Source organism: Streptomyces tardus, from assembly GCF_018101125.2.
Taxonomy (GTDB): domain Bacteria; phylum Actinomycetota; class Actinomycetes; order Streptomycetales; family Streptomycetaceae; genus Streptomyces; species Streptomyces tardus.
The window spans coordinates 592,666-611,837 of record NZ_JAELVF020000004.1 but is presented as its reverse complement, the minus strand read 5'-3'; the positions used below and the strand labels follow the sequence as shown (position 1 = coordinate 611,837).

Sequence of the window (19,172 nt, the reverse complement as noted above, 5' to 3'; positions counted from 1 at the left end):
ACATTCATGCCACAGTGACCGCGTACGCACAAGATCTCGTTCGCTTCCGGCCCGACTCGCCGCCGGTGCACACCAATTCGGTGCCGGGCTCAACTACCGGCGAGCGGATTCGCGTCCTCCACATCGTCGAAGCAAGCGCCCGGCACCCCGTCGTGCGCCGCGCCGAACCGGCACCGGAACAGCCGCGGACGGGCCGCGCAGAGCTCAACTCCCGTTCTGCGCAGGCCACTTGAGGTCGTTCCGCTTGACCGTGCCGCAACGGCACGGTTTCCACTGAGTGCTCCGGCGGCGCATCCGCGTCTCCGGTGGATCGAGGGGCGGGGAATCGTCGTGGGGTGGAGCACCAACCAACTGGCCGACCTGGCCGGGACCACGCTGCGGACGGTCCGGCACTACCACGACGTCGGGCTGCTCAAGGAGCCCGACCGCCGCGCCAACGGCTACAAGAGCTACGGCGTACCGCATCTCGTACGGGTACTGCGCATCAGACGTCTCGTCGACCTCGGCCTGTCGCTGCCGCAGATCGGCACTCTGGAGGAGGACACCGAGCATCCCGGCGAGGCACTGCACGAGCTGGACGCGGAACTCGCCGCGGCCATCGAGCGGATGCAGCGCACCCGCGCGGAGCTGTCGGTGATCCTCCACCAGAAGACTCCGGTGGAGCTGCCGCCCGAACTGGCGGCGGCCTTCGACGGGGTCCGGGTCTCGGAGGCGGACCGTTCGCTGAACGTGGTGCTCGCCCACCTCCTCGCACCCGAAGTGCTCTCCCGGTACGCCGAGTCGGTGCGGGACCACGCAGAGGACCCGGTGCTGCTGGAGTTCGACGAGCTCCCGCCGGACGCGGACGAACCGACCCGCCGGGATCTGGCCGCCCGTCTGCACGCACTGCCCGTGGCCAAGGAGCTGAGGGAGACCTTCCCGGCACCCGCCGGGGTGTGCGCCGACGCACCGCGCGGCGAGAAGTTCACCCAGCGAGCCCTGGTCGAGGTCATCACCGAGCTCTACAGCAACGCCCAGCTTGACGTGCTGCGCCGCATGACCGTCTGAACCGACCCTCGTCCGACCCCATGGGGTGGCGCTCACCCGCGCCACCAGGAAGGCATGTGCACATGCGAAAGCTGTTGTCCCTCGCCGTGGTGATGGCCGCCTCCACGGCGACACTCACCGCGGTCCCCGCCTCATCGGCCGCAACGTCCGCTCCGGGCTCCCCCGGAGCCGCGGGCTCGATCAAGTGGGCCGACTGCCCGGAGGACGTCGCCGCCGACGGCGTGGAGTGCGGCACCCTCGAGGTGCCCCTGGACTACAAGAAGCCCGAGGGCCGCACCATCGAGGTGATGATCAGTCGGCTGGCGAGCAAGAACCCGGACAAGCGCCGCGGCGTGCTGCTCACCAACCCGGGCGGTCCCGGCGGGGCGGGGATCTCCTTCCCCGCGCAGCTCAAGGCGCTGGGTCTGCCCCAGGACGTTCTCGACTCCTACGACGTCATCGGCGTCGACCCGCGGGGTGTGGGCCGCAGCACCCCGGTGACCTGCGACCTCACCGACGAGCAGCAGGCCAAGGGCAATATCCCGCCGTACGCGGCCACCGAGGCCGACGTGGACGAGTGGGCCGCGGAGACCGAGAAGATCGCCGAGCAGTGCGCCAACTCCGAGACCGCACACATGCTTCCGCACACCACCACCGCCAACACCGCACGCGATCTGGACCGGATCCGCGCCGCACTCGGTGAGCGCACCGCGTCCTTCCTCGGGTACTCCTACGGCACCCACCTGGGCGCGGTGTACTCCTCGCTCTTCCCGGAGACCACCGACCGCGTCGTGCTCGACAGCAGCCTGGGCCCCAACGGCTGGGACTCCGAGGCCGGCCGCGACTTCGGGCTCGGGATGGAGGACAGGTTCCCGGACTTCGCCAAGTGGGTGGCTGAACGACCCGAGTTCGGACTCGGCACCACCTCGAAGCAGGTGCGCGCCAAGTACTTCGACCTCGCGGAGCGACTCGACGAGGCTCCTGTGCAGGACGTCGACGGCGTCGGCTTCCGCCACACGACCTTCGCCCAGCTCTACGCCGACAACGAGGCGTCCCTCACCCTGCTGGCCAAGAACTGGCAGGCACTGGACACCGACACCGAGCTGCCCCCGCCCCCCGCGCCCCCCGCGATGAACCTGGAGAACGCCATCGCCGGCCGGCTCCACGTGGTGTGCGCCGACTCGCGCTGGCCCACCTCGGTGGACTACTACAAGCGCAACGTCGCCACCGACCGCGAGCGCTACCCGCTCTACGGTGCGGCAGCCGCCAACATCCAGCCCTGCGCCTTCTGGCAGGACCCGGTCGAGAAGCCGGTGGAGATAACCGACGAGGGCAAGCGCAACATCCTCATCGCGCAGAACGACCGCGACCCCGCCACCCCGCTGGCCGGTGCGCAGAAGATGCGGCGCGCGCTCGGTGACCGGGCGGCGCTCGTCACCGCCGACGTGGGCGGCCACGGCACGTACGTGCTGGCCGGCAACGCCTGCGCCGACGACCGGGTGACCTCCTACCTGGTCGACGGCGAGTTCCCGTCGGACGACGTCGCCTGCGAGGCCGACGCCCCGGCCGACAAGTGACGGTCCGGTAGTCCCGGCCGGGCTCCGCGACCCACCACGGTCGCGGAGCCCGGCCCCGAACACCCGCCGGGCGCGCCGGAGTCGGACGCGCCGGGTTCGGCCGCCCGACCGGACCGCCGGACCCGCGGGACGACAGCCCGAAGTCCCCACAGCGTCGACGCGACAGCGCGACGGAACCCCGAGGACGGCCGGGACGGACACCGCGCATCCCGGCGGACGCCGCCCGCAGCGAACAGGTGTGGCGCACCCCGGAGTTGCTGCTGCGCACCCAGGCACGGTCGGGCCTCCGCCCAAGGGCAGAGGTGTGCGCTCGGCGCCGGGCGGATCGCGACCGAAGGCGGCGCGGTTCACCGGCGCGGCGGTGCCGGGACCGGTCGCGCTCTCAGCGACCGGCCGGCGGCACGTCGAGGTATGGCTGCGCGGGCGCGGGCACCGTGCGTACGCGACTCACGTCCAGACCGACCCCGGCCGAGGAGGTCCCGGGCACGCCCTCGGGACGCCAGCGCCCCTCGACCTCGACCCAACGCCCCGGCACCAGGCCCCGGGCCCCGTGCAGGACGACCCGCAGCGTACGCGCGTCGGCCGCGCAGCAGGTGACCACATGGCGGGCGAGGTAGTCCGCTCCGTCGTCGCCCGGAACGGTGAAGCCGTGCAGTCGCACGTTCCGTCCCGCCACCGCGCCGGTGCTGTCCCGTGTGACGCGCGCGGTGAACTGGGTGAGCGAGAGCGGCAGCGGGTCGGCTTCGGGCAGCGGCAGGAAGGCCGACGGCGATTGGTCCGGAACCTCCTGCGGCGCCGCCCGGGTCGCGCTGTAGACGCCCAACGGCGCAGGCGGGGCGAAGAGCAGGAGCAGCACCGGCACGAAGAGCAGCAGTGCTACCGCCGGGGCCCGGCCGTCCGCAGGGCCCGGCCGGCCCGCCCCGCGAGAGAGGAACGGGAAGCCGTCGCGGACCGCCGAGAGCGTTCCCGCGGCGAGCAGCAGCACCGCGGAGGCGACCAGCAGCGGTTGCAGACCGGGCTTGACGTAGCGCAGGTACAGATCGGTCAGGACCGTCGTGTGCAGCAGCGCGGAGCCGGCCAGCAGGAGCAGGAGCGTACGGGTCGTCGCCCTCACAGCAGCCACCACCCCACCGCGGAGGCCCAGCCGACCGCGACGACCGCGGTGGCGGCGCCGAACCGTACGGCGAAGGAACGTCCGAAGGTGCCCGACTGGAGGGCGATCAGCTTCACGTCCACCATCGGGCCGACGACCATGAAGGCGAGCTGCGCCGTCGCGGGGAAGGCGGTCATCGAGGCGGCGACGAAGGCGTCGGCCTCCGAGCAGACCGAGAGGAGGATCGCCAGGCCGGCGAGGAGCAGCACCGCGGCCCACACGCTCGCCGAGACGGTGTCCAACACGGCCCGGTCCACTGCCACCTGGAACGTCGCGGCGGCCATCGCCCCCGCCACGAGGTACCCGCCGGCGTGCAGGAAGTCGTGCAGGAACGCCTGCCGGAAGGCTTCCAGCCGCACCGCGGCACCGCCGCCCGCTGCCGCCGCGCAGGAAGGTGCCGGGCGGGCCGTCAGCCACCTCTCACGGCCCCGGAAGAGCCAGAGCCAGCCCATCAGGATCGCTGCCCCGAGCGAGGCGAGGAGCCTGGCCGCCACCATCTCGGGCGTGTCCGGGAACGCCACCGCGGTGGAGACGAGCACCACCGGATTGACCGCAGGCGCCGCGAGCAGGAAGGTGAACGCCGCGCTCTGCGGCACTCCTTGGCGGATGAGCGCGCTCGCGACCGGAACGGAGGCGCACTCGCACCCCGGCAGGAGCAGGCCCGAGGCCCCCGCCGCGGGAACCGCCAGGGCGGGTCTGCGCGGCAGCGCCCTGCGGAAGAACGAAGGCGGCAGGAACACCGCGACCGCGGCCGACAGCAGGGTGCCCAGCAGCAGGAACGGAACCGCCTGGAGGCACAGGGACACCGCGACCGTCTGCCAGGTCCCGAACGCCTGCGGAGTCAGCAGCGCGGCCCCGGCTGCACAGCCTGCCACCGCGCCCCCGACCAGCACCGGCCGGGACATCGCCCGGACGGGCGCCGCGCCGCCGCGGGCCGTGCCCCCGCGGGCCGCGCCTCCGCGGGCCGTGCCTCCGCGGGCCGTGCCGTCACTCATCGGGACAACTCCCCTCCACCCCGTGCCTCGTCGGCGGCCGCGACGGCCGGTGCGCCCCGGACAACAACCGGAGCGCACGGCCCGTCCGCGGGTGTCAGCCGTAGGTCTTCTTCAGGTACGCGCCGAACTTCTCCAGCCCGTCGACGTTGCGCGGGCCGGAGATGCCCTCGTTGTAGTCGAGGACGAAGAAGCGGTCGTTCTTGACCGCGGGCAGGTCCCGGGTGCGGGGCGACTTCTTCAGGAAGTCGATCTTCTCGGCGGCGGGCTTGTCGCCGTAGTCGAGGATGATGACGACCTCCGGCGCCCCCTTGGCCACCGCCTCCCAGCTGACCTGCGTCCAGCGTTCATCGAGGCCGGCGAAGATGTTGCGCCCGCCGGCGAGGCGGATGATGTCGTTGGGCGGGACCTGGTTGCCGGCGGTGAACGGCTGGTCGGTGCCGGAGTCGTAGAGGAAGACCGGCGGTCCGTTCTCCACCGCGTCGTCCGAGACCGCATCGACCCGCTTCCTGAGGTCGGCGACCACCTTCTCGGCGCGGTCCTCCACGCGGAAGATCGCCCCCAGCCGTTCCAGATCCTCGTAGAGCGCCTCCAAGGGGGCCGAACGCACCGGGTGGCCCGGGTAGTTGTAGCAGCTCTCGGTGTGCATGAAGCTCTGGATGCCGAGCTTGTCGAGGATCTTCGGAGTGATGCCGCGCTGGTCGCTGAAACCGGAGTTCCAGCCGGCGACGACCAGATCCGCCTTCTGCGAGACGACCAGCTCCTTGTTGAGCAGGTCCTCGCCCAGCTTCTCGACCTCGGCGTACTCCTTGGCCCAGGGCGACTGCGAGACCGGCGGGTTGGCCGGCGGCATGACGTAGCCGAGCACGTGCTCGGTGAGGCCGAGGCTGAAGAGCTTGTCCGCGCTCCCGCCCTCGTACGCCACCACGCGCTCGGGCACCGTGTAGGCGACCTTCTCGCCGCAGCGCTCTACCGTGGCGCTGCTCTTGTCGTCGTCGCGTTCCTCCACGTCGGCTCCGCAGCCGGTCAACAGCAGGGCTCCCGCCAGGGAGGCGGCGGTTGCGGCCCGCCCGCGGGAAAGGGGTGTGCGCATGGTTGTCTCCAGTTCACACAGAGGGGTTGAGGGTGTAGAGCAACTGCGGTCCGCCCGTCTCCGGGTGCGGCACGATCCGCGCCGCGACTTTGAAGACGTCGGCGACCAGCTCGGCCGTGAGCACCTCGCGCGGAGTGCCGGCGGCCACCAGCGCGCCGCCGCGCAGGACTCCGATGCGGTCGCAGGCGGCAGCGGCGAGGTTGAGGTCGTGCAGGACGACCAGCACGGTCGCCCGCGTTCCGCGCAGCAGCGACAGCAACTCGATCTGGTGGCGGATGTCGAGGTGGTTGGTCGGCTCGTCGAGCACGATGATCTCCGGCTCCTGGACCAACGCCCTTGCGACCAGCACCCGTTGACGTTCGCCGCCGGAGAGGGTGAGCACTCCCCGGTCCGCCAGCGCGAGCAGGTCCAGCCGCCGCATCGCCGCGCGCACCAGGCCCTGCTCGCGCACGCTCAGCGCCTGGGTGCCGCGCTGGTGCGGTGCCCGTCCCAGGGCGACCACCTCCTCGACGGTGAAGTCGAGGTCCACCGAACCGTCCTGGGTGAGGGCGGCCACCCTGCGGGCGCGCTCCCGCAGCGGGAGCGCCCGCAGATCCTCGCCACCGGCCAGCACCGTTCCCGAGATCGGCCGCAACGCGCCGTAGACGCAGCGCAGCGCCGTGGACTTGCCGCTGCCGTTGGGCCCGACCAGACCGACGACCTCGCCCGCGCCTGCCCGCAGCGACAAGCGGTCGACCAGGGCCCGGCCCTTGATCCGAACGGTGAGTTCCGTGAGTTCGAGTTCCATCTCAGCGCCCCCCGAAGACGTAGGCGCGACGCCTCATCAGCACCATGAACACCGGGACCCCGACAAGTGCGGTGATCACCCCGAGCGGCAGCTCGCGGGGCGCGACGACCGTCCGGGCGAGCAGATCGACCCAGACCATCAGGACGGCACCGGCCAGGGGCGCCACCAGCAGCACGCGCCGGTGGCTCGCCCCCACAACCAGCCGCACCACGTGCGGCATCACCAGTCCGACGAAGCTGATCGCGCCGCTGGCGGCGACCATCACCCCGGTGACCAGGCCGGCGAGCAGCAGCAGACGCTGCCGCTGCCGGTCGGGGTGGACTCCCAGGCTGGCGGCGGTCTCGTCGCCCAGCGCCATCACGTCCATCGACCGGCTCCAGCGGTGCAGCAGCGCACAACCCAGCACCACCACTGCGGCGACCAGCGGCAGCGTTCCCCAGCTCGCCGCACCGAAGCCGCCCATCGTCCAGTACAGAAGGGTGGCCGTCGCCTCGCTGTTGGGCGCGAAGTAGATGAGCACGCCCATCACCGCCTGGAGCGCGAACGACAGGCTCACGCCGGTCAACACCAGCCGCAACGGCGCCAGTCCGCCTCCTCGTGCGACGGAGGCGGCGTACACCAGCAGCGCCGCCGCGAGCGCGCCGACGAACGCGCCGGCCGACATCGCGTAGATGCCGAGCCCCGCCAGACCGCCGACCAGGGACACGCTCACCGCGCCCACGCCGGCGCCCGAGGAGACGCCCAACACGTACGGATCGGCAAGGGCGTTGCGCACCATCGACTGCATCGCCACGCCGACCGCACTCAGTCCGGCCCCGACGAAGGCGGCGAGCAGGACGCGCGGGGTGCGGATCTCCCAGACGATCTGGTACGTCGGGCCGGTGTCGGCCGACACGCTCCCTCCGGTCACCGCTGCCCAGAGCAGCCGCGCGGTTTCGCCGGGCGGCACTGCCGCCGGGCCGAGCCCGATGGCCAGCAGGACCGAGAGGGCCAGGGCCAGGAGCAGCGCGGCGCAGAGCAGAAGCGGGGCCGCATTCTGCCGGACCGAACTCCCGGCGCCGGGCGGCCCGGTGTCCTCGGCAGCGGAGGCGGGCGCGTGTCCGCCGGCCTTCTCTGCCGTGGCGGCGCCCGCCCGGCCCACGCTCCACCCCGCCATTCGAACCCCCGACATCGCACGAACATGAAAACGATTACCATGTAGATATCACGTTCGCCCCTTCGGGCCAAATCCGGTGCGCCCCTGCACACCGCTGCACACACCCCGGGCCGTGTACCGGTGGTCGACAGGCGCAGCCACCCGTGCGCGCCCCACCCCGCCGATCCGCGCACCCTCTCCGACTGGGCGGACGAACTCGACACCGGCCCGCGCACGATCACCCGCACCTTCACCACCGGGGCGGGCATCGCGCGGTGGGTGGCGACGGTGCGCGCCCAGCGCGCGGTGGAACTACTGGTGCACGGCGGGAAGGTGGACGAGGTCGCGCGAACCCCTTCGTTCCCGGCGCCGCCCACCCGGCACACCAGACGGCCGACACCGCCCCGGTGCCCCACCTGCCGAGACGCCGGAAAGGCACATGCTCCGGGCCGACTCCGCGGCTCCGTCGGGCCTGCCCCCTGCGAGCCTTCCGCGGAAACCCGCGCAGCCGACACTCTTCGAGGAGCCACCCACCCACTCCGCGGGCGGCTCAACCGGACGTGTCACCAGGGGCGCCTTCGACCGGGTCACCGGCGGCCGGCCGGAGGTTCTCGGCGCGCACCCGCCCGCCGGGGAACCAGCGGAGCCCGCTTCGCGGGCGACTGGAACTGGCCCCGCTCCTCTCGCACCCCCTGCCGTCGAGGCGGGCCGCGGCGCTCGCGACCAGCCCGCCTCGACGCTCGCGCCGGCGCCTGACTCGTCGCTACCGACCCAGGACGGGCGCACCTCGGGAGGCCGGGCAGCTTTCGGCCGGAACCCGTCCCGTCCAGGAGCCGCGGTCGACGCCGCTTCGAGCGCCGTGGATCTGACGCTCCGTAACTGCCGAAAGTGTTGACGGGGCCTGCGGGCGTTCCTATATTGGCGGCCAAATCGATTTGGCTCCCCGTTCGGGGCTGGATCGGCCGGAATCTCGAGCGCACCGAACCGAACGGAGCTCGCCATGCCCGATCCCCGCCAACCCATGCGTCACACGGAGCAACCACCGGAGCCCAAGCCGGTGCACCCCGTCGACGAGTCCCGCCCGCTGGGGCGGATCATCCTCTTCGGCATCCAGCACGTCCTCGTCATGGCCGCCACCCCCATCTCGGCCATCTTCCTGATGAGCGCGACCCTGAAGCTGGACCCCGGCCTCACCGTGGACCTTCTGTCCGCCGCCTTCGTGCTGTCCGGCGTCGGCTCGCTGATCCAGTCGCTCGGCCCGTGGAAGTTCGGGCCGCGGCTGCCCTTCGTGATGCTGCCGGGCGGCGCGCCGCTCATCCTCTTCCTCGCCATCGCCGAACAGCACGGGGTGCGCACCGCCACCGGCGCGGTCATCATCACGGCCGTCTTCTACTTCGTCGTGCTGCCGGTCTTCTCCCGGCTGCTGCGCTTCTTCCCCGCGCTGGTCATCGGCACGATGATCGTGATCGTCGGCGTCAACCTGGTGAAGGTGGGCGCCGTGCTGGTCACCGGGCGGCCCGGTGAGCCCGGGTTCGCCGACACCACTAATCTCGCGCTCGGCGCGGCGACGATCGGTTTCACCGTCGCCTTCTACCTCCTGTCCAGCGGTATCGTGCGCCAACTCGCCGTGATGCTCGGGCTGTTGGCGGGCACGGTGCTGGCCGTCCTGATCGGAAAGGCCGACTTCGGCGGGGCCACCGGAGACGCGCTGTTCAGCGTTCCGCAGCCGATGCCGTTCGGCTCGCCGGAGTTCAACCTGATCGCCGCTCTGCCGCTGATGCTCTACAGCCTGGCCTCGATGGCGGAGGCCACAGGCCAGACCGTCATCAACGCCGAGGCAGTCGGCAAGGAGATCGACCAGCGCGCCGACGTGCCCAAAACGGTGCGCGGCGACGCGGTCACCTCGCTCTTCGGCGGCTTCTTCGGACTGCCGCTGATGGTGACCAGCGGCGAGAACATCGGCATCGTCCGGGTGACCGGCGTGCGCAGCCGTTTCGTCACCGCGGCGGCCGGCGTGGTGCTGATCGTGATCGGATTCCTGGCGCCGGTGACCGAGGCCATCAGCGTGATCCCCTCGGCCGTGGTCGGAGGCACCGCCATGGTCGTCTTCGCGGTGATCACCGTGCTCGGGGTGCAGATGCTGGCCCGCTGCGATCTGAGCCAGCACACCAACACGTTCATCTGCGCCGTCGCGCTCGCGCTCGGCCTGCTGCCGATCCTGATTCCCGGCGTCTACCAGGGCTTCCCGCCGAACGTGCGGATCCTGCTCGAAAGCGGCGTCGCCGTCGGCGCGTTCGTCGCCGCGGTCCTGAACATCCTCTTCCACCATGTGCGGCCGGCCGTGGTGGCCCGTTTCACCTCCCGCACCGAAAGCGACCGATGAACCCTCTCTCCCCCGAACGCCTCCAGGGCCCAGGCCCCCATCTCCTGGTCCCCGACGCCGTGTTCCTCCCCGAGGGCCTCGTCGAGGGGCACGCGGTCCTGGTGCGCGACGGCGTCTTCGGCGACGTCGGTCCGGCCGACGCGCTCGCCACCGCCCACCCGCACCTCACCCCCGTACACCTGCCCGGCCATCTGCTGATGCCCGGCTTCGTCGACGCGCACCACCACCTCACCCAGAGCTTCGGCTCGGCCCTCGCCTTCGGCGAGCCCTCGGAGATCTTCCGCCGGGTGTGGGTGCCGCTGGAAGGCGCGCTGGACGAGGAATCGGCGTACGTGGCGGCCAAGTTGGCGGCGCTGGAGGCGCTGCGCGGCGGTTTCACCACCGTCGCCGACGCCGGTACCCGTGCCTCGGTGGACCACGGCGTACTGGCAGCCGCCACCCGTGAGGCGGGCATACGCTGCATCCTCGGGCTCGTCTGCGGCGACGCGGAGAGCGGGGACGCCGACGGGGCGCTGTCCCGCGCGGAGGCCCATCTGGCACGGTACGCCTCGGACCCGCTGGTCCACCCCTCGTTGGCCGTTCCGGTGCCCGAGGCCGCCTCGGCCGGGGTGCTGCGCGCCACCGCCGCACTCGCCGCCGACGCCGGAGCGGTCGTCCAGATCCATGTGAACGAGCATCTGGCCGGGGTCGAACGCTCCCTCGTCCAGCACGGGTTGCGCCCTCTGGAGTACCTGCACCACGTCGGCGCGCTCGGTCCGCAGCTGCTCGCCGCGCACGCCACCCTGCTCACCCCGCGCGAGCTGTCCCTGCTCGCGGAGACCGGGGCCGCCGTCAGCTACAACCCGGTCGCCAGCGCCTGGAAGGGCAACGCCGTCGCCCCCGCCGCCGCCATGGCCGAACGCGGCATCCGCTTCGGGCTGGGCACCGACGGCACCCGGGCGGACGGCTTCCGGCTCGTCGAGGCGGCGGAGTTCGCCCAGCGGCTGACCCACGGCCTGGCCACCGGTGACTCCTCCTGCGGCGCCGGCTGGACCTGGCTGGACCACGCCGCACGCGGTGGCGCCGACGCCCTCGGCCTCGGCGCCCGCACCGGCGCGGTCGCACCGGGGATGGCGGCCGACTTCCTCCTGGTCGACATCTCCACCCCCGAGCTCGCGCTCTCCTGGGACGTGCCGTGGGAGCTGCTGCGACGCGGCAACCGCGACCAGATCACCTCCGTCCACGTCGACGGCCTGCTGCGCATGTGGCGCGGCAGGCCCACCGGTTGGGACGCCGACGCGCTGGTGCGGGAGGCCGTTGCACGCTCCCGGGAGACGGTCCGCCGCGCCCGGATCACCCGGGCACACCCCACCTCCACGGCGGCCCGGGAGCGGAGCGGAGCACAGTGACGGTCATGACGCTTTCGCTGCTGGCCTGCGCCGTCGCGCTCGCCGCCTTCGTCCAGGGAAGCAGCGGTCTCGGCTTCGCACTGATCGTCGCGCCGGTGACGGGAATGCTCGCGCCGGAGCTGCTTCCGGTGTTCGTGCTGGCCGCGATGATCCCGCTCAACGCCTACGTCGCCTGGCGGGAACGCTCAGCCCTGGACCTGCGCGGCGCGTCCTGGATCTCCGCGGCGCGGCTGGCCGCCACACCCGGCGGGCTCGCCCTGCTGTGGCTGATCCCCGAACGGGGGCTGGGCCTTTTCGTGGGTGTCGCCACCGTGCTGGCGGCGGTGGTGAGCCTGGCGGCCCCCGCCTTCACTCCGGGCCGCGCGGCCTACCTGGGGGCGGGCGTGGTGACGGGGCTGACGGAGACTGCCACCGGTGTCGGCGGGCCGCCGCTCGCGCTGGTGTACCAGCACCGGCCGCCGTCGGAGCTTCGCGCCACCGTCGCGGCCTGCTTCCTGGTGGGCGAAGTCGCCTCGCTGGCGCTGCTGTTCGGCACCGGGATGGGCAGCACCGCGGACCTCGGGACGGTCGTGGCGGTGCTCCCGGCGATCGCGTTGGGAGCGTGGCTGAGCCGTCTGGTGCACCACCGGCTGGACGCGCGCCGGATGCGCCTGTTCGTGCTCGTCTTCGCGCTGGTCTCGGGGGCCGCCCTCATCCTGGGCATGTGACTCCTCCGGAAGAGGACGTGGCCAGGTGGTCGCGCCTGTGCGACGTGGCCAAAACGGCCGGGCGCACGGGCGCGGGCGGTGGGGGGCGTCAGTGCGCGCGGTCGCCGGCAGGGGTGCGCGAGGAGGACTCGCGCGCGATGACCCGCGGCCGACTGGAGGCGGACGGTTCCGGCGCCGGAACCGGGTTCCCGCGCAGCCGTCCGAGCAGCAGCTCCACCGCGGCGAAGGCGGCCCGGTCCAGTTGCAGGTCGACGGCGGTCAGCGGCGGCCGGCTGGTGCGCGCGCGCAGCCCGTCGTACCGGGTGACGACCATGACGTCGGCCGGGATCCTGCGACCGCTGTCGTGGATCGCCCGCACTGCGCCCACCGCGAAGGCGTCCACCATCGCGCAGACCGCGTCGATCTCGGGATGCTCGGCGAGCAGCGCCGCACACCGGTCGTAGCCGGCCTGTTCGCCCCCGGACTCCGGTTCCGCCGCCACGATCGGCTCCCAGCCGTGCTCCTCGGCCGCCCGCTCGTACGCGGCGCGCGCATCCACCGCGGAGTGGCGGGAGTTGGCGCCGACGATCAGCGCCGGGTGCCGCGCGCCCTGCTCCCGCAGATGCGCGAGCAGCGCCTCGGTCACCGCGCCACCGCGCAGATCGATGTACGGGCACTCCTCCTCGGCGGCGACCGGCCGACCCAGCGCCACGTAGGGCAGTCCGCGCTCGCGCAGCTGCGCCACCGCGGCGTCCGCCACGTCCGGCTCGACGACGATCGCGCCGTCGATGTCCACCGAGTACAGGGCGGAACCGGACTCCACCGGCGGGACCAGCACCAGCGCGTAGTCGTGCAGCAGGGCGCTCTCGGCGGCGGCTGCGGCCACCTCCATGTAGAACCCGAGCCGCGACGGCCCGCCGGCGACCGCGAACGGCATCGAGGAGGCCAGCGCGATGGCCCTGGCCTCTCCGCGCCGCAGCCGCTGCGCACGCAGATTGGGCCGATAACCGAGCTCGGCGGCCACGTCCTTGATCCGCGCCCTGGTCCGCGGGTCGACCTTGCCGAGCCCGTTCAGAGCGTGCGAGACCGTCGTACGCGACACCCCGGCGGCGCGTGCGACATCGGCGATCGTCGGCGGCTTGGGACCTGAACCGGAAGTGGGCATCTGCGCGGACCGCTCCTCGCTCGGCAGGACGTGGCAGACCCATCCTCACCCCTGGCGGCCGGGGCGCGAACACCCGGGCCCCTACCGGATCCGGCGTCCGGCCCGTACCGGATCGGACACCGCGCCCGTACCGGATCGGACACCCGGGCGCGAGTCGCAGCCGTACGGCAGCCGGGCCCGCACCGCGCGATGCGGTACGGGCCCGGCCCACTGCGGTGCTGCGGCGCGTCAGCTCTGTGCCGCGTCCTCGCCCGACGGCTGCTCGGCGCTCTCGGCCGCGCCGGTCTTCTCCCGCATCTTGCGCAGCAGTTCGGCCTTGCGGTCGGCGGCGCTCTGTCGGTCGAGGTTGCGGTGCGGGCCGTTGTTCTGGCGTTCGGTGCGCGACAGCCTCTTGCGCTGGCCACCGCCCATGCCCACGGGGTTGTTGATGTTCTTGCTCACGGGTCCTCCCGGAGTGATGTGAAGTGATTCTGCGGGTTCTTCGCCGGCGGGCGGAGCGGCGACGTTCGAGCACGTCAGCGGCTGCCCGTCACGCTCTCACTCGTCAACAGGCGTCTGGGAGAACATGGGCGGGACGTTACCCGTTCCCGACGGCAGCGCGCACCACGGTTTCCCGGCACCGGGCAGCGGTACGGGGCGCGCCCGCGGACCCGGGCCGGTGGCCGGCCTCTCGCCCCCTCGGAGCCGGTTGTCGGTGCGACGGCGGACAATGGGAACGGCAGCAGTGCCGGGACCGTCGGCCGAAAGGCCCGAGCGGGTTCGGGGCGCGGGCGGCCGGGCCGGTCGGACGTCCGACCGGCCCGGGTCCGCGGGCGCGCCCCGTACCGCTGCCCGTCACGCTGATCGGCACCGCGCCGCCGGATGCAGCTCCTCATGCGCTACGTCCCGCTGGTCGCCCCGGTCCTGCTGTGGGCGGTGCCGTGCTGGGTGCTGCTGTACACGGGGCAGGGCTGGCCGCTGCCCGTCACGCTGATCGGCACCGCGCTCTTCGTACTGGGTCTGGCCGGTATGCCGCTGGCGATGGTGCGCGGACACGGGCGGCGTCAGCAGGACGGTGCGGCGATCGTGGGCGACACACTGCTGGGCGCCGTCTGGGTCCTGTTCACCTGGTCGGTGCTGCTCGGCACGCTGCTGCGGCTCGCGCTGGTCGCGGCCGACGTCGGCGACGGGCAGGACCGGGCGCGCATCGTGACCTGGGCCGTCCTCGGCACGACCGCCGTGCTGCTCGCCTGGGGGTACGCCGAGGCACGACGCGTGCCCCGGGTGCGCCGCCTGGAGGTCGAACTCCCGCGCCTGGGCTCGGGGTTGGACAACACCAGGGTCGTCCTGATCACCGACACCCACTACGGTCCGCTCGACCGCGCAAGCTGGTCGGCGCGGGTCTGCGAGACGGTCAACAGCCTGGACGCCGACCTCGTCTGCCACACCGGCGACATCGCGGACGGCACCGCCGAGCGCCGACAGGCCCAGGCGGCACCGCTCGGCACCGTGCAGGCGACCCGCGGCCGTGTCTACGTCACCGGCAACCACGAGTACTACAGCGAGGCCCAGGGCTGGGTGGACCTGATGAACGAGCTGGGCTGGGAGCCGCTGCGCAACCGCCATCTGCTGCTGGAGCGCGGCGGCGACACCCTCGTCGTCGCCGGTGTCGACGACGTCACCGCCGAGTCCTCCGGGCTGCCGGGCCACCGCGCCCACCTCGACGGCGCTCTGGAGGGCGCCGACCCGGACCTTCCCGTGCTGCTCCTCGCCCATCAGCCGACGTTCGTCGACCGCGCCGCGGCCCACGGTGTCGACCTGCAGCTCTCCGGCCACACCCACGGCGGCCAGATCTGGCCCTTCCACTATCTGGTCCGTCTCGACCAGCCGGCCGTGGCCGGGCTCAGCCGCCACGGCGACCGCACCCAGCTCTACACCAGCCGCGGCACCGGCTTCTGGGGGCCGCCGTTCCGTGTGCTGGCCCCCAGCGAGATCACTCTTCTCGTGCTGTGCTCCCCCGGCCGTCCGGCGGGTGCCTGAGCCGCCGCGCGGCGGCCGTACCGGGGTCGCGTCACGCGGTGGAGCAGCTACTTGACGCTGCCGGCGGCCAGCCCCGAGCGCCAGGCTCAGCGAAAACAGAACCTCGTCGGAGAGCATCACCGGCGGGAGGAAGAACTTGTTCCAGATCATGGTGAGTTGGAAGAGGAAGACGGTGACGTGGCCGGGTGCCGGCATCTTCAACCCCACGCCCGCGTCCGCGCTCCTTCGGCAGGCGGGCAAGGCCAACACGGCGCCGCCCGCCGCCCTTCGGGCATTCCGAACGCCGCAGAACGCGGGACACGTCGGCCCGCCTTCCACAGCCACGGCCCCGAAAGTCTCATCGTTTGTGCGCGGGACCGCCGGGTACGCGAGTCAGTCACGTCATCGATGCGCGCAAGCGCCGAAGGAGAAGAATCTATGCCGGAGCGCGAACTGGGCACCAGAAATCCCGACAAAGGATACGTGGCGCTTCTCGGCTGGAGCCTCGCCGCAGTGGAAGCGCTCGACCGGTTCGACCGCAGATACATCGTCGTGGCGCCGGAATGGGCCGAGGAGTACTGCGTTGAGCACGACATCCCCTACGTCCCGTGGAATTTCGAACGGCTCAATGACCGCTCCATGGAGATTGCCGAAACCCTCCAGAAGGAGGGCGTCGACGTCGCGATCCCGTTGTTCGAGGAAACCGTGGAATGGGCCGGGGCGATCAACTCGGTGCTGTTGGAAGATCCCCGCCTGTACGGACAGGCCATGCTGCTGCGGGACAAGGCGCTGATGAAACGCCGCGCACAGCTCGGCGGCATCCGTGTCGGGATCTTCGAGGAGGCGCACGACCGGGACGACGTCATCCGCTTCCTCAAGCGCGTCAATCAGACGCTGCTCAAGCTCGACGGTGACCCGAACGACCCCATCCATCTCAAGGCGTTCGACAAAGCAGGATGCCTCGGGCACCGCGTCATCCGCACACCGGACGAGGTCGACACGATCCCGGAAGAAGAGTTCCCGGTCCTCATGGAGTCCCACCTCGACGGCTGGGAGTTCGCAGTCGAGGCGTGGGTGCACAACGGAAAAATCAAGTTCCTCAACATCTCCGAGTACGTCACGCTGGGGTACTCGGTCTTCGTACCCGCGACCCCGGAGCTGGAGCGGTACCGCCCGCAGATCACCGCTCAGATCGAAAAGCTCATCAAGGCGTTCGACATCGAGTTCGGATTCGTGCACCCGGAGTATTTCGTCACCAGTGACGGAGAGATGTACTTCGGCGAAGTCGCCTACCGGCCACCGGGCTTCAAGGTGTTCGAGCTCCTGGAGCGGGCGTACGGATTCAACGCCTACCATGGCCTCGTGCTGGCCTTCGACCCGAAGACGACGGAGGAGGAGATCGACGCCTTCTTCCCCCGCGAGGTCGTCGACGCGTCCGGAGTCGCCGGCTGCTTCGGTGTCTACCCGCGCCGCCGCGTCGTCAGCGACCTGCGGATCCCGGAGCAGACGGAGGACGACGACTACTACGAGTCGCACGACCTCTCGAAGCCGGTGGAGGAGACTGTCACCAAGAGGACTGCGTTCGGCACCCACTGGGGTCTGGTGTACTTCTTCGGTGAGGACCCCTACCGCATGCGCGACCTGTTGAAGCAGCAGGAAGAGCTCGACTTCTACGTCTGACGACCTCGCGGACGCAGAAGACCTGATCGAGGGAAGCCCCTTTTGGAACCGACCGTCGACAACGTCAACAGTGAGGCTGCGCGACTCGGCAAGCGCGTGGCCTCACTCGACGACGCCATCCGGGCCATGGCCGAAACCCGCGACTTCGGCAAGCACACGAAGCTGCGACGGGTCCTGGAAGCCCTGCGGCGGGTACTCCTGCAGCAGGGCGGCGCCGCCGCAGTCCAGAGCAGGGCGCAGGCCCTCGAGGAAGCCGGAGTCTTCCTCGAGACCGACTGGGCCTCTCCGGAGATCCTCATACCTTCGCTGGTGGGGCCGAGTCTGCACAGCGGGGACGCGGACACCGTCGTCATGGAGGCGGCCAGCGAGCTTCGCATGCTGGCCGTCGCCCGTGGCGACTTCGCGCACCCGACACTCTCCGCCGAGGACGCCCGCCTCTTCCTGTCCCAGGTGCTGGCGACCAACCTGGAGCTGCTCTTCGCTCCGATCAGCGAGGCGGAGCGGGCCCGGGACGGCCGGACCGCGGAGCTCGTCCGTGACCTGTTCCGCCACCTCGCCGACGAGATCGGCTACGACAGCATCCTGGACAACCTGGTCGACGAGATCTGGCGGATCCTGCGGCAGCGCCCGATCCAGGTCGAGGACGTGCAGTCCCTGATCACCCGTATCGCGGTCTACCGCAACGACCCGGACGTCGCGCTCGGCGTCTCGTCGGGGCAGGGCATCGACCGGCTGATCACCAGCCTCTTCGGGACCACCGAGGCGTGCCGGGAGGACCCCGGCTTCGACGTCTTCCACTCCCGGCTCGAGGCCATGGACGCCGGCGGTCTGCAGTACGAGGCGTCGGGGTTCGCCCGGGCGATGCACGACACCGGCCTGGTGTCGCCGTACCACGCGCAGCTGCTCCGGTTCCTCCTGCGCGAGAGCGACTACCTCCTCGCTGAAGCCCTCGGCCTGTCCGACACCGGCCGGAACTGTCTGCTGCGCTACAGCGAGCTGGTGCACCGGCTCATCGAGGTCTCCGTACACCCGCAGACCGCGCAGAGCGTCTACGGGCTCGCGCTGCTCCTCGACCGCGGCATCCTGCACGAGCCGCCGATCGTGCCCGCGCTCTGGCGCCAGCTGGCGCTCGATCTCTCCCCCGTCGCTCGGGACCGGCTGACAGCGGCCTTCGGCGACGTTCCGGACCCGCGGGCGAGGCTGGTCGCGGGGGTGCTCTCGATGCTGGGTCAGCCGCTCGGCGTCGGCCAGGGCGACAACCCGACCTGCCAGTCGGCCCGGGCGCTGTCGATGTGGTCGTACAACGACCCGGACTATCTGCTCCAGATGGTGGTCTGGGCGGCCCGCGACGACGAGGTCATCATGCACTTCGAGGGCCAGCCGATCTCGTCGAAGGAGAGCGCCTCCGGAGTCGCGAGCACGCTGCCGACGGACCTGGATCCGGTGTCGCTCCTGGTGGTACCGCATCTGGACCGGATATACGCCGAAATGGGGCGCCGCTGCGCGGGGCGGCCCGGGGACCCGCACCGGTGGGTCAACCCCGAGTTCCACGGCTGGTGGACGGGCCGCGGTTTCCACATCAACGTCGATGTCGAGACCGGGAACCTGGTCGAACTCGACGACTTCCTGCGGCAGTTCCACGCCAGCTACCACCCGTCGTACAACGGCGAGCAGCCGCTGATCCATCCGCAGCCGGCCGGCGTCGCCGTCACCGACAGTGCGGCCCGGTACGTCGGCTGGCACGCGATCACGATCCTGCGGGCGGCACCCGACCCGCAGGACGTGATGCGGGTCTACTTCTTCAATCCGAACAACGACAGCGGCCAGGACTGGGGCGACGGTGTCGTCGTCTCCACGGCGGGCAACGGCGAACGGTTCGGCGAGGCGTCGCTGCCGTTCGACCAGTTCGCCTCCCGCCTCTACATATTCCACGCCGACCCGCTGGAGCGCGGTGAGCCGGAACGGGTGCCCGCCGAGGACATCACCCGGATCATCGGCTACATCGAGCGCAGCTGGGGCAACGACCGGCTGCCGGCCGGATCGCTGCAAGCCCTCGAAGGCCCGCGGTCCTGAGGCGACCGCGGGGCTCGCGGTCCTGAGAGGGCCGCG

15 protein-coding genes and 1 pseudogene are annotated in these 19,172 nt (G+C 71.7%); 8 read left to right on the top strand and 8 right to left on the bottom strand.

Annotated features, from left to right (window positions below; all coding sequences use genetic code 11):
* Positions 1-330: 330 nt before the first annotated feature.
* Together JGS22_RS25195 and JGS22_RS25190 are read left to right on the top strand one after the other, a co-directional pair.
* Positions 331-1,047 (top strand): helix-turn-helix domain-containing protein, encoded by a 717-nt coding sequence (locus JGS22_RS25195; RefSeq protein WP_211040415.1) that lies wholly within the window; start codon positions 331-333, stop codon positions 1,045-1,047.
* Positions 1,048-1,109: 62 nt separating this feature from the next.
* Positions 1,110-2,603, top strand: coding sequence for an alpha/beta hydrolase (locus JGS22_RS25190; RefSeq protein ID WP_211040416.1), 1,494 nt, complete (start codon positions 1,110-1,112; stop codon positions 2,601-2,603).
* Positions 2,604-2,985: 382 nt separating this feature from the next.
* On the opposite strand, the gene JGS22_RS25185 is transcribed toward JGS22_RS25190, so the two are convergent.
* The 5 genes from JGS22_RS25185 to JGS22_RS25165 form a co-directional block, all read right to left on the bottom strand.
* Complete coding sequence (locus JGS22_RS25185) at positions 2,986-3,726, bottom strand: TIGR03943 family putative permease subunit (RefSeq protein WP_211040417.1); 741 nt, start codon at positions 3,724-3,726, stop codon at positions 2,986-2,988.
* Positions 3,714-4,751: a permease gene (locus tag JGS22_RS25180; RefSeq protein WP_211040418.1), complete on the bottom strand. Its 1,038-nt coding sequence runs from the start codon at positions 4,749-4,751 to the stop codon at positions 3,714-3,716. The genes JGS22_RS25185 and JGS22_RS25180 overlap by 13 nt, the downstream gene beginning before the upstream one ends.
* A gap of 94 nt (positions 4,752-4,845) precedes the next feature.
* Positions 4,846-5,841, bottom strand: a complete 996-nt coding sequence (locus JGS22_RS25175) for an ABC transporter substrate-binding protein (protein WP_211040419.1) — start codon at positions 5,839-5,841, stop codon at positions 4,846-4,848.
* Between the two features lie 13 nt (positions 5,842-5,854).
* Positions 5,855-6,628 (bottom strand): ABC transporter ATP-binding protein, encoded by a 774-nt coding sequence (locus JGS22_RS25170; protein ID WP_211040420.1) that lies wholly within the window; start codon positions 6,626-6,628, stop codon positions 5,855-5,857.
* 1 nt (position 6,629) lies between these two features.
* Positions 6,630-7,799, bottom strand: a complete 1,170-nt coding sequence (locus tag JGS22_RS25165; RefSeq protein WP_236074339.1) for a FecCD family ABC transporter permease — start codon at positions 7,797-7,799, stop codon at positions 6,630-6,632.
* Between the two features lie 964 nt (positions 7,800-8,763).
* On the opposite strand from JGS22_RS25165, the gene JGS22_RS25160 reads away from it, so the two are divergent.
* From JGS22_RS25160 to JGS22_RS25150, 3 genes are read left to right on the top strand one after another with little or no spacing between them, the layout of a single operon-like run.
* Positions 8,764-10,146, top strand: a complete 1,383-nt coding sequence (locus JGS22_RS25160; protein WP_236074338.1) for a uracil-xanthine permease family protein — start codon at positions 8,764-8,766, stop codon at positions 10,144-10,146.
* Entirely contained in the window at positions 10,143-11,534 is a 1,392-nt protein-coding gene (locus tag JGS22_RS25155; RefSeq protein WP_211040421.1) for an amidohydrolase family protein, read from the top strand. Before JGS22_RS25160 ends, JGS22_RS25155 begins: the two co-directional genes overlap by 4 nt.
* 5 nt (positions 11,535-11,539) lie before the next feature.
* Positions 11,540-12,241 (top strand): sulfite exporter TauE/SafE family protein, encoded by a 702-nt coding sequence (locus tag JGS22_RS25150; RefSeq protein ID WP_236074337.1) that lies wholly within the window; start codon positions 11,540-11,542, stop codon positions 12,239-12,241.
* Between the two features lie 88 nt (positions 12,242-12,329).
* On the opposite strand, the gene JGS22_RS25145 is transcribed toward JGS22_RS25150, so the two are convergent.
* Positions 12,330-13,385: a LacI family DNA-binding transcriptional regulator gene (locus tag JGS22_RS25145; RefSeq protein WP_211040423.1), complete on the bottom strand. Its 1,056-nt coding sequence runs from the start codon at positions 13,383-13,385 to the stop codon at positions 12,330-12,332.
* A gap of 228 nt (positions 13,386-13,613) precedes the next feature.
* Positions 13,614-13,826: a DUF6243 family protein gene (locus JGS22_RS25140; RefSeq protein ID WP_216815163.1), complete on the bottom strand. Its 213-nt coding sequence runs from the start codon at positions 13,824-13,826 to the stop codon at positions 13,614-13,616.
* A 420-nt stretch (positions 13,827-14,246) separates the two neighbouring features.
* On the opposite strand from JGS22_RS25140, the gene JGS22_RS25135 reads away from it, so the two are divergent.
* On the top strand, positions 14,247-15,404 hold the full coding sequence (locus tag JGS22_RS25135) for a metallophosphoesterase (RefSeq protein WP_216815162.1): 1,158 nt from the start codon (positions 14,247-14,249) through the stop codon (positions 15,402-15,404).
* 75 nt (positions 15,405-15,479) lie between these two features.
* On the opposite strand, the pseudogene JGS22_RS26660 reads toward JGS22_RS25135, so the two are convergent.
* Positions 15,480-15,611, bottom strand: a pseudogene (locus JGS22_RS26660) (carbohydrate ABC transporter permease); the annotation flags it as partial.
* Between the two features lie 210 nt (positions 15,612-15,821).
* Here JGS22_RS26660 and JGS22_RS25130 point away from each other — a divergent pair.
* Positions 15,822-17,063: an ATP-grasp domain-containing protein gene (locus JGS22_RS25130; protein WP_211042420.1), complete on the top strand. Its 1,242-nt coding sequence runs from the start codon at positions 15,822-15,824 to the stop codon at positions 17,061-17,063.
* A 42-nt stretch (positions 17,064-17,105) separates the two neighbouring features.
* Positions 17,106-19,136 (top strand): hypothetical protein, encoded by a 2,031-nt coding sequence (locus JGS22_RS25125; RefSeq protein ID WP_211042419.1) that lies wholly within the window; start codon positions 17,106-17,108, stop codon positions 19,134-19,136.
* Positions 19,137-19,172: the final 36 nt, after the last annotated feature.